This is a genomic window from Anaplasma marginale str. Florida (genome assembly GCF_000020305.1).
Taxonomy (GTDB): Bacteria; Pseudomonadota; Alphaproteobacteria; order Rickettsiales; family Anaplasmataceae; genus Anaplasma; species Anaplasma marginale.
Genome location: NC_012026.1, coordinates 1,192,135 through 1,202,435, shown reverse-complemented (window position 1 = coordinate 1,202,435; position 10,301 = coordinate 1,192,135). Strand labels below are relative to the sequence as shown.

Sequence of the window (10,301 nt, the reverse complement as noted above, 5' to 3'; positions counted from 1 at the left end):
GTTTTGAATTACACAACAAAAAGAACAACCCCCTTGCTTGATGAGCAGTGCGTCATCAACCTCAGTGGATTACACAGGATCTACGTAGGAAACAGTCCAACAAGCGTACGCATTGCGCGCGCAACCTCTGAACGGCACCTTTTCATGCAGCGTTATGGACACCTACACCAAGAAGGTGCAACCACGTGCTGCACCGTCAAGCTAACATAGTGGTGTGTATGTATCAACAAGAACAAAGATTAAGGCTTACAATTTTCAGTTGCCATCAATGATATAGTAGTAAAATGCTTAAAAGCCTTACTATCGGGCTATATTTAACTTACTTGGAAAATGCCCCAAACAAGTGTACCATTGGTGCCTGTTCTTTTACCTTCCTCCTATATGCGCAGTTGTGTGATGGTTGTTGTAGCTGCTGGAGAGGGTAGTAGGCTCTGCGTTGCTGGGTTACCCAAACAATATGTGAAAATTCACAAGCAGGCAGTGTTGTGGTACTCCATTGTTAGCTCATTCGCGCCTTACATATACAAGGTGAGGGTTGTCATAAGAGAGGGGCACGACGTATTTTACCAAAATGCCATAAAATCTCTGCCTTCGGCGATTGCAGACAGGCTCCTGCCTCCGGTATATGGGGGCGATAGAAGGCAAGATTCCGTACGCATAGGCTTAGAAAGCCTGGATGGCATGAAGCCCAGTATTGTGGTAATCCACGATGCATGCCGTCCATTTGCCCAAGCAATATCAGAAAGTAAAGTCACAGACGCGCTAACGCAGCACTCAGGGGTTGTCCAAACATTACCTGTGGTTGATACAATAAAAGTCGTGTCAGACAATACCATAGTGGGAAGTGTAGATCGGGAAACTGCGCGTATAGTACAAACTCCGCAGGTGTACACATACCGAGATGTGCTTGCGTGCCACAGCGCGGTGCACCGCACAAACCCCTATCAGTATTTCACGGATGATTCATCAGTCATGCTGGAGTGCGGGATGTCAGTTGCGGTTGTTGAGGGGAGCCGTAACAATTTCAAAATCACCACAGCTGAGGATATATTACAGGCAGAGCTACACCTTTCCAGTGTTCCTCATAATTAAGGTATAGTTACCACCGCCTACAACGCATTGCGTATTGTCCGTTACTACCGCACCCAAGCAATGCGGAAAGTAAAGTTACAGATGCACTCACGCAGCACTCAGGGGTTGTCCAGACATTACCTGTGGTTGATACAATAAAAGTTGTGTCAGACAATGCTGCAGTTACCAGCCGCAAACACATTGTGCATAGTCCTTGCCCACGGTCATTGCTGATAGGCCTCTACCCCCGGTATACCGCCTACAGACGCATTGCATATTGTCCATTACTGCTGTAGACTGCCGTCTTTGATTACTGCGGTACGGGCGGTGCCTTTCAGGGTGGGCATAGGTTATGATGTGCATGGGTTTGCTGCCTCTCCACCTGAAAACGGCCATATTGTCCTGTGCGGGGTGGAAATAGCATTCCATAGGAAAATAAAGGCGCACTCAGACGGCGATGTAGGCACACACGCGTTGGTGGATGCCTTGCTAGGCTGTGTGGGAGAGGGAAGCATAGGTGAGCATTTTCCTAACACAGACCCCCGATGGGAAAATATGAGTTCCACACACTTTTTGCTAGAAGCACAGAATAAGGCCCTTGCCAAAGGTTATGCCGTGCTGAATTTTGATCTTACTATTGTATGTGAGCTCCCCAAAATTATCCCGCATGTTCCCAAGATGAAGTTGTTTATGTCCAAGCTGTTGAGCATAGATGCCTCAGCAATCAACATAAAAGCAGTGACTACAGAAAAGCTTGGGTTTATCGGACGGGGCGAGGGCATCGCTGCGCACGCTGTGGTACTGTGCCGCAAAGTCACCGCGGCGGCACCCAACCCGGGCAGTGAAAATCCCCGTGGTTAGTATTGGCAAATCTGCTTACAATGCGTGCAATCTCCGCTCTGGAGCCCGTTAGGGTAATTTTGAGCTCATGGTCGGCTACATAAGGCCCACGAGGGCGAGGTGGAAGAGAGTAAATGTAGTACCTCAAATTTTGATTCGGTGTTAGAATGCCCCTGCTATTGAGACAATTATAAGTTCGTTATGGGGTTAAATTGCGGAATAGTAGGGTTACCCAACGTGGGCAAGTCTACTCTGTTCAATGCGCTCACCAAAACTATGGCGGCGGAGATGGCCAATTACCCGTTTTGCACGATTGAACCCAACAAGGGCATGTCCGTAGTGCGCGATGCGAGGCTCAAAACGCTGGCATCCATTGCCGGCTCCCAAAATGTTGTGTTCAGCCAGGTGGAGTTTGTGGACATTGCTGGGTTGGTTAAGGGTGCGAGCAGCGGCGAAGGGCTGGGAAACAAATTTCTCGGCCACATAAGAGAGGTAGATGCAATAATGCACGTGCTGCGCTGTTTTGAGGACGGTGACGTCAGCCATGTACACCAAGTTGTTGATCCTATTGGTGATGCGGAAGTAGTGGAAATGGAGCTGATCATGGCCGATATAGACAGCATCAAACGCCGCCTACCGAATTTGGAAAAGGCAGTCAAATCCGGCAAGGAAGACAAGAGCAGGCTTGTTGTATTGGAGGAAATTCTCAAAACGCTTGAAAGCGGGCAGCCCGCAAGGAGCGCTATTGGCAGTGTGGATCCGGAAGAGCTAAAGCAGCTGCAACTTCTCTCGAGCAAACCTGTGATGTACGTATGTAACGTCGAGGATACAAACGTGGTGGGAGGCAACGCTCTCTCGGCTTTGGTGAGTAAAATGGCTGAGGCCAGGGGCAGTAAATGCTGTTATCTCTCGGCAAAGCTGGAGACTGACGTTCTTAGCATTGATGACGAAGATGAAAGAAGAACTTTTCTGGCAGAGATTGGCATGGAGGAATCGGGCATAGATGTTGCGGTCCGCAATATGTACGCACTGCTAGATTTGATAACCTTCTTCACTGTAGGGCCGAAAGAGGCCCGGGCATGGCCAATTAAGCGGAATACCAAGGCCGACAAGGCCGCTGGGGTTATACATACTGACTTTGAAAAGGGATTTATCAAGGCAGAAACCACGAGTTTCCAGGATTATGTGCAGTATGGCGGCGAGTCTGGATGCAGAGAAGCAGGAAAGATAAGGTTTGAGGGAAGGGACTACATAGTGCAGGATGGGGACGTGATACATTTCAGAGTGAACAAGTAATACGCGCCGCTTCCTAGGCCCGGCTGCGCTGAGGCAACCTCCGCTGCGAGGCCTACTGCACTGGGCTGCAACTTTAGCGCCAAGTTCACGATTGTGGCCGACTTCAGTGTGGGAGATATGATGTCTGCTATGCGACAGCACGCAGATTCTCCGGTGCACACGTGGTAGCACATGCGCCGTTGTCACCCAAGGAATTATGCCACTGTGTTGGTCGTGTGGCTATATGGCTACGCGCACAAAAAGCAGACAGTGCCCGGTTGGGGGCCTGTGGACAGTTGTATATGGTGCAGGCACCGCAGGCCGAGCGCGGGGAGTAATGGTTGATCAACACACATTAGCACGTTAGTAGGTACACGGGCAGTGCACAGCGCAACAAGCCATCCGCCCACTATGGGCCAGCCTCCTAAAATGGCAAGCATCGGGCACCAGCTACATGTCTGTGCCACCAACTGTGATTGCGTCAATCTTCAACGTGGGCTGGCCAACGCATACTGGTACACTTTGGCCGTTTTTGGAGCACGTGCCAGTGCCGGTATCTAGCGACAAATCGTTACCAACCATAGACACTTTTTTGAGGATGTCAGGCCCACTCCCGATGAGTGTGGCGCCCTTTAGCGGACGCCCCATTTTACCATCTTCAATCATGTAGCTTTCCGAAGCCGAAAACACAAACTGGCCTGAGGTAATGTCAACTTGTCCGCCACCAAAATCAGCGGCATATATGCCACGTTTCACGCTTGAGACTATCTCGTTAGGAGCGTAGTCACCGGGCAGCATGTACGTGTTTGTCATACGCGGCATTACAACGCTTTTGTAGCTTTCCCTTCTACCATTGCCGGTGGAGGATGCGCCCATAAGCTTGGAGTTCATGTTGTCATGCATGTATGAGACCAGAACCCCGTTCTCTATTAGCACGTTGTAACGAGATGCGGTACCTTCATCATCTATGTTAAGAGACCCTCTGCGGCCTGCCATTGCTCCATTATCAACAACCGTGATGCCTTCTGCGGCTACTTTGGTTCCCATAGCGTCAGAAAAGGCGGAGATCTTCTTACGATTAAAATCACTCTCCAAACCATGACCCACAGCTTCGTGTAGTAACACTCCGGGAAATCCCGGCCCAAGCACCACGGTTATTTCCCCCGCGGGAGCGGCCACTGCCTCCATGTTTACCATAGATTGGCGCAGAGCCTCATCTGCGACTTTCTTCCACTGCGCCTCACTCACAAATTCCGAGCATAAAGCTCTGCCTCCGTGGCCCGACCTACCGTGTTCTTTTCTCCCGCCTTTTTCTAGAAGTACGTATACATCAAGCCTGACCAATGGCCTTACATCGCCAACTTCGCTGCCATCTTTTCTCACAATACGCACCACCTGCCATTGGGTGCTAATTGCCACTTTGACCTGAGCCACATGCGGATTTGCGCCACGCAGGTATGCATCGATGCTTTGTAGGACGCCTATCTTATCTGCGAATGGTACTTCACTCACAGGGTTTGTCTGAGGGTACAGTGGCGCACCAGGCTCGCACAAACTTACTACATGCGTTCCTTCCTTGCCGCCCGCATTTTTGACTAGGGAGGCGGCTTTCTGTATTTCGCGCTCGTTTATTTCGGAAGAGCACACAATAGTGGTACTTTCTCCGTGGAATGCACGAAGGCCAAAACCCCTGCGGAAGGTAAAATCAGCATTCTTCACTACGCCATTTTCTATGCTGAGAGACTCTGCATTGCAAAATTCCAGGAACAGCTCCCCCCCATCGGAGCGGTGCAGCGCATCTCTAACGAGGCCACCTAGCTTTTCCCTGTCTACTTGAGCAAAGAACACCCTCTCTGCATCGAAAACTTCCATTCTTGCGCTTTTGTCTGTATAAACTGTAACAATATACTTTGTGGTCTTGAATAATCAACTTAATTCGGGGGTGCGCGGCCTCTTTGGCAGGTGACTTCCGACGGTACAAAGTCCGAATGGCGGAATTGGTAGACGCGCTAGCTTCAGGTGCTAGTGGCCTTACGGTCGTGGAAGTTCGAGTCTTCTTTCGGGCACGCTTGCTCCATGATTAATTGCTTACGCATCTCGGGTGGTTGGCATCTTGTTGTGCGCAACCGGTACTAGCGGTGTGCCACTACCCACCTGCACTGGCACTAACAATCCGCATGCAGTGGAATAGTTCGGAGTGGTCCTCGGCCACAGCAACCAGTAAAGCCATCCGCACAATACTGTGTAGGTGTGCTGGATGTGTAACGGTTGCCCCTACCCACGGATTGGGAGTTTGCCACGCCACCAACTTTGAGAACAATCAGTGGGAAGTCTAGAGTGGTGCTGAGCCACGCAATACGAGTAGACGCAATGCGGATATTGTTGGAACGTGCACGGTATGTGCTCATATTATGAGCTCCGCCACGGACGCGGATTACCCAGAAGTGCCTGCATATCTCGGTTTACAAAGCACAGAATGTGTTGTATGGTCCCGTCAGTGGCCTCTACTAGAGGCTCCTTATAAGATTCCTAAAGTAGATATGTACAAGTTCAACGCGAAGTCGTCGTGGTTTCGCCGCGATGACGATTCCAATTTTGCTGGGAACCCTAGTGCTGCAGCTTCGGTGCAAGGATCTACCAATCCTACATTGGACCGCGACCAAATTGCTATGTCAGATGCTGGGCCCCAAAATGCGTCGGCAGTGGTCAAGCTCAATGCAGTAAACCGCATATCGGTCGTATCATCCATATTGGAGCTTCTATCGTCGCCGCAGGCGCAGGAGGCTTTTACGCCGCTACGTCGGGGAACTAACAGTCAAACAGGTGAGCACACGCAACGGCTGATTATTCCACCTGTGCGCGTCACCACAGGTTCTTTTACAGATGTTTGTGGGAATGCACGGGGAGTGATGACCTTTGCCGTGACGGCAGCTCAGGAGGAAGATTTGCATCAGTTCTTCTGCCGTGCCGCCTATGTGCTGTGCAACTTCTGCAATATGTACATTCTGTCTGTGCTCGCATCCCACACGCTCTGCAAAGTAACAGCAAGCGATAGTCCAGAGGATGTCAATAGGAAGCTTGGTATTGCATTGAAGCTTTGCACCCAGACAGATACCTGTACAGTGCGCGATCTTGACCATTACGTTTCGCACAAGGTAACCCATCATTGCACGTCCTTTTTCATTCCTGGTAACGCCATACTGCACGAAATTTTGGCTCTTTCATTACAAAAACCATCCGGGATACTAACAATCGTGCTGCGCGCAGAAATTCCCGACAGCCTGCTGACGGCAGAGCATCTAAAATTTGTACGCGGCAATGTGCAGGCGCTACGTACGATGTTGCAAGCAAGCCAAGTATTGCAGCTGTACCGCTACTTGCTGGCCGCTAATGCCGGTGGCGACGAGCATCAACAGGCTGCATTCGACCTCCAAATGCAGCAATTTGTATCACGCACCCCATACAATTTGGGGGCTATATGCGCACTTACTTACTACACATCACAGTCCAAATCACGCGAGTGTGCGAAGAATCCTGCACTTATGGGGTACATTTTTGTTTACGGGAAAAATGCACCAGACCTCAATAGTTGCGCATTTCCTATTACCGAAAAAGTAACTCGTGCCTACGATATGGCGCTACACAGAATACGTGGAGATCTTTTGTACGTGCAGGAACTACCTGATGTATTCCCCTACCACATTGCAGTTGATAATGGCATCCAAATAGATGCCGAGCTTTCGTCACATTTCGCCAAACTGGGGCTGTATGGCCAGAGGTCCGATGCCACCAGTGGGTGTTTGTCGCTCTCTGTGGTGAAAAATGACCCAAACTCTGAACCGTCAGTCGAGCATCTGGCCAAATTTATCAATTTAATGTCTTCATGCAGACGGCTCTGCAGCAAGAGGTTTACAATAGTGTTAGCAGTAAACTTCCAGGTAAAACAAGACTCTAACGCCCAATCGCAGCATTCCGGTACGTCCAGGTGGGCGCTGCTGGAATCCACATTAGGGGAGCGGCCTCTGGCACTAACTGCCACCAAGCAAGTTGAGGAGGAGCTACAACTCATATTCAGCAACGCAACAGGGCAGTCCTCACTAATGTGCACTTTAGGAAGCTTTTTGCCGGTAGTACGCAGCACAGGTGCGGAACTCAACACGCTCGTGGAGTGCGTGATGTTCGTCAGGGAAAAGGCGCGCGTGATTCCGCAAATTGCCGCAGCGAGTGTTGTTGCTCCAGTCAATCAAGAACACGAGCACGTGCCAAATGCCAGTGCAGCCGATTGCGCACTTGCCGTTGCGGAGGAGTATATGACAGTTTTTGCGTCTCAGCCATGGGATGTGCAAGACGGCCACGCAGCATCTATCCATCATGTGCGTGTTGGGCGCAGCATGTCACTAAGTAGAATGTGCTCAGAGCCTGCATTGTCGTCGGCAGTAACTCTGACTGAAAAAAGCCGCAGCGTCACGGATTTAGCACAGGAGAGTGCACCACAACAAATCCGGCAAAATGCTCCGCGCTTTGTTCTGCCAACTGCGCAGTTCGGAATGGGCAACATACCTGGCCACACGAGCGGTGGTGGCACGCAGCCAATGCAAGCAACCGAACTTGCGCCGCCCGCGGTTTGTCAGCAGGAAGCCGCTGAGAGCCAAGATGGCATATTGGCAAGGATAGCAGCTATAGTCAGACGTATTATCAGTGCGTTAACCCCAAACCGTGACGAGCCATCTGAGCGTCCAGACAGTCAGGATAGTGCAGCGGGAGATCCAACAGCCCCCGACACACGTGCAGCATGTGCGCCGGAATCGGAGGCGTACACACAATGGGTAGAACAGCAGCTGAGAATGGATGGTAGCGGCGCAGGGCATTTTGGTGTGCCTGCCCGGGCGCCACAAACACTGGAAATACGCCCAAGCATGGAAGGCCGAAATGCGCCCACGTGCCCTCCTGTGCGTGATGTGCTCCTAGCATTGCTGGCTAGCACGTCCTGTAAAATCTTCATGGTATCCGCGCTCGCTGCGATATTGATTGCTGCTATATACGTGGGTGTAATTAGGAGTCGATGCGTAACACACTTGGCGAGTTGCGACATCGCAGTGGCATCGGGCCTGCCATGCACGCTGATTCTGATACTGCTGTGCTCGCTAACTGTGGAGTATCTACTGCGTAACAGACAGCAAGACACGTTGCAAGAGCCGTCCGTGGCACCAGCGGTGCCAGTCGCGCTCGGTGCAACCAGGTAGGCAACACCGTTTCAAAGCAGCCGTTCATCGAATCTGTTTGCGCTGCTCCCTCTTTTAAAATAAGATGAGGCCGGAAATACACCTCTGGGAGCGTATGGCACTAATCACAGTGAGAGAAGCGTTACGTCAGGCCATGGAAGAAGAAATGGAGCGTGATCCTAACGTGCTCTTGATTGGGGAGGAAGTCGGAGAGTACCAGGGTGCGTACAAGGTCAGCCAGGGGCTGCTGGAGCGGTTCGGCCCTAGCAGAGTTGTTGATACACCCATAAGCGAGCACGCGTTTACTGGCATCGCGGTAGGGGCCGCATTTTGCGGTTTAAAGCCGATTGTGGAGTTTATGAGCTTCAACTTTTCCATGCAAGCCATGGACCAGATAGTGAATTCAGCAGCCAAGACGAATTACATGTCTGGTGGGCAGTTGGGTTGCCCTATTGTGTTCCGTGGTCCTAACGGTGCTGCTGCGGGAGTGGCGGCTCAACATTCGCAGTGCTACGCGTCGTGGTACGCACATATTCCCGGCATTAAGGTGGTCGCCCCGTACTTTGCTGCTGACTGCAAAGGCATGTTAAAAGCCGCAATTAGGGACCCCAATCCTGTAATATTCTTGGAAAATGAGATTGCATATGGGCACCAGCATGACATTTCAGAAGAAGAGCAAAGCGCCGACTATCTGGTAGAAATAGGAAAAGCTGCAGTGGTGCGTGAAGGATCAGATCTGACGGTCCTGGCATTTTCATTGCAGTTGCAGTACGCGCTAGAGGCGGCTGATGCGTTGATGAATGATGGAATAAGTGCGGAAGTTATAGATTTGCGCACCATACGCCCCCTGGACCGCGAAACTATTTTACAGTCAGTACGAAAGACCAACAGATTGGTAACCGTAGAGGAGGGATGGCCATTCTCCGGCGTAGGCGCTGAAATTGCCGCATTTGTGACTGAGTTCGCGTTTGATGACCTTGACGCTCCGGTGCTGCGGGTTGCGGGCAAGGAGGTGCCATTGCCGTATGCCGCTAACCTGGAAGCCTCCGCACTCCCTCAGGTCAGCGATATAGTCAGTGCGGCGCACGAGGTTTGCTACCGCAAAGTGTAGTTTGTTTTGTCAGCTGCCAGCTCGATGAAATGTGCGCCGGGCAAAACATCGTGTTCCGTCGGGGCGCGCTGTATTGCATAAACGGCAGGGCGTGCTACAATGCCTTAGTTATTAAACTATTAATAAGGCTGTGCTCACGTGGATTTGTGCTTATCACCGCTGGGTTGAGGCATTTCATATAATTGCAGCGATTTCCTGGATGGTGGGCATGTTGTATCTACCCAGGTTGTATGTATACCACTCAAAAGTGCGTTACGGATCGGAGGGGGACTCCCTGCTGTCCCTGATGGAGCGCCGGTTATTGTTGTACATCATGAACCCAGCAATGCTGGCAACCTTAGCAACGGGTATATCGTTGGCGGTTGCGGAGGGATATTACGTTTTTCTTTGGTTCAAAATTAAGTTCTTGCTTATTCTTGCCATGCTTACCATTCACGCTCTGTTGGCTAAGTACGGTAGGGACCTGCGTCGGAATGCATGCAGGCATTCTCCGCTCTACTTTAGAATACTCAATGAAACTGTCACTGCACTCATGGTTGCAATAGTGGTGATGGTTGTAGTGCGACCATTTATGTAACGGCAAGTAAGGCCTAGATGCTGGGCACAACGCAGCGGGGAATGCGCTGTGGCTGGCTGCTCTGGACGGTTGCGGCGCAAAGGCCACTGGGGACGTTTGAGGTGGTTTGAATTTTGCAGCCAAGGGCTGCTTTCAGCCGCATTTTAGTTGCCATAGACGAAACTGTTGACTTTTCATCGGCATGCAGCTTAGAATCCGGTTGTTA

The 10,301-nt window shown here is 51.0% G+C and carries 7 protein-coding genes and 1 tRNA gene; 7 read left to right on the top strand and 1 reads right to left on the bottom strand.

The features are described 5' to 3' along the window. Window positions 1-396: 396 nt before the first annotated feature. The 3 genes from AMF_RS10125 (at window position 397) to ychF (ending at window position 3,207) form a co-directional block, all read left to right on the top strand. The gene (locus AMF_RS10125; RefSeq protein ID WP_010269128.1) at window positions 397-1,092 is read left to right on the top strand and encodes an IspD/TarI family cytidylyltransferase; all 696 of its coding nucleotides are present in this window, start codon (window positions 397-399) and stop codon (window positions 1,090-1,092) included. A gap of 306 nt (window positions 1,093-1,398) precedes the next feature. Then, entirely contained in the window at window positions 1,399-1,932 is a 534-nt protein-coding gene (gene ispF, locus AMF_RS10120) for a 2-C-methyl-D-erythritol 2,4-cyclodiphosphate synthase (RefSeq protein ID WP_010269126.1), read from the top strand. 180 nt (window positions 1,933-2,112) lie between these two features. After that, on the top strand, window positions 2,113-3,207 hold the full coding sequence (ychF, locus tag AMF_RS10115; protein WP_010266702.1) for a redox-regulated ATPase YchF: 1,095 nt from the start codon (window positions 2,113-2,115) through the stop codon (window positions 3,205-3,207). 429 nt (window positions 3,208-3,636) lie between these two features. On the opposite strand, the gene AMF_RS10110 is transcribed toward ychF, so the two are convergent. Continuing rightward, entirely contained in the window at window positions 3,637-5,058 is a 1,422-nt protein-coding gene (locus AMF_RS10110) for a metallopeptidase TldD-related protein (RefSeq protein WP_010269123.1), read from the bottom strand. A gap of 110 nt (window positions 5,059-5,168) precedes the next feature. Between AMF_RS10110 and AMF_RS10105 the strand changes: the two genes are divergently transcribed. From AMF_RS10105 to hemJ, 4 genes are all read left to right on the top strand, one after another. Next, window positions 5,169-5,252: transfer RNA gene (locus AMF_RS10105), tRNA-Leu, on the top strand. 345 nt (window positions 5,253-5,597) lie between these two features. Further along, on the top strand, window positions 5,598-8,429 hold the full coding sequence (locus tag AMF_RS10100; protein ID WP_012659160.1) for a hypothetical protein: 2,832 nt from the start codon (window positions 5,598-5,600) through the stop codon (window positions 8,427-8,429). Between the two features lie 64 nt (window positions 8,430-8,493). Next, on the top strand, window positions 8,494-9,519 hold the full coding sequence (locus AMF_RS10095; protein WP_012659159.1) for a pyruvate dehydrogenase complex E1 component subunit beta: 1,026 nt from the start codon (window positions 8,494-8,496) through the stop codon (window positions 9,517-9,519). Between the two features lie 130 nt (window positions 9,520-9,649). Further along, window positions 9,650-10,096, top strand: coding sequence for a protoporphyrinogen oxidase HemJ (gene hemJ / locus AMF_RS10090; protein WP_011114693.1), 447 nt, complete (start codon window positions 9,650-9,652; stop codon window positions 10,094-10,096). Window positions 10,097-10,301: the final 205 nt, after the last annotated feature.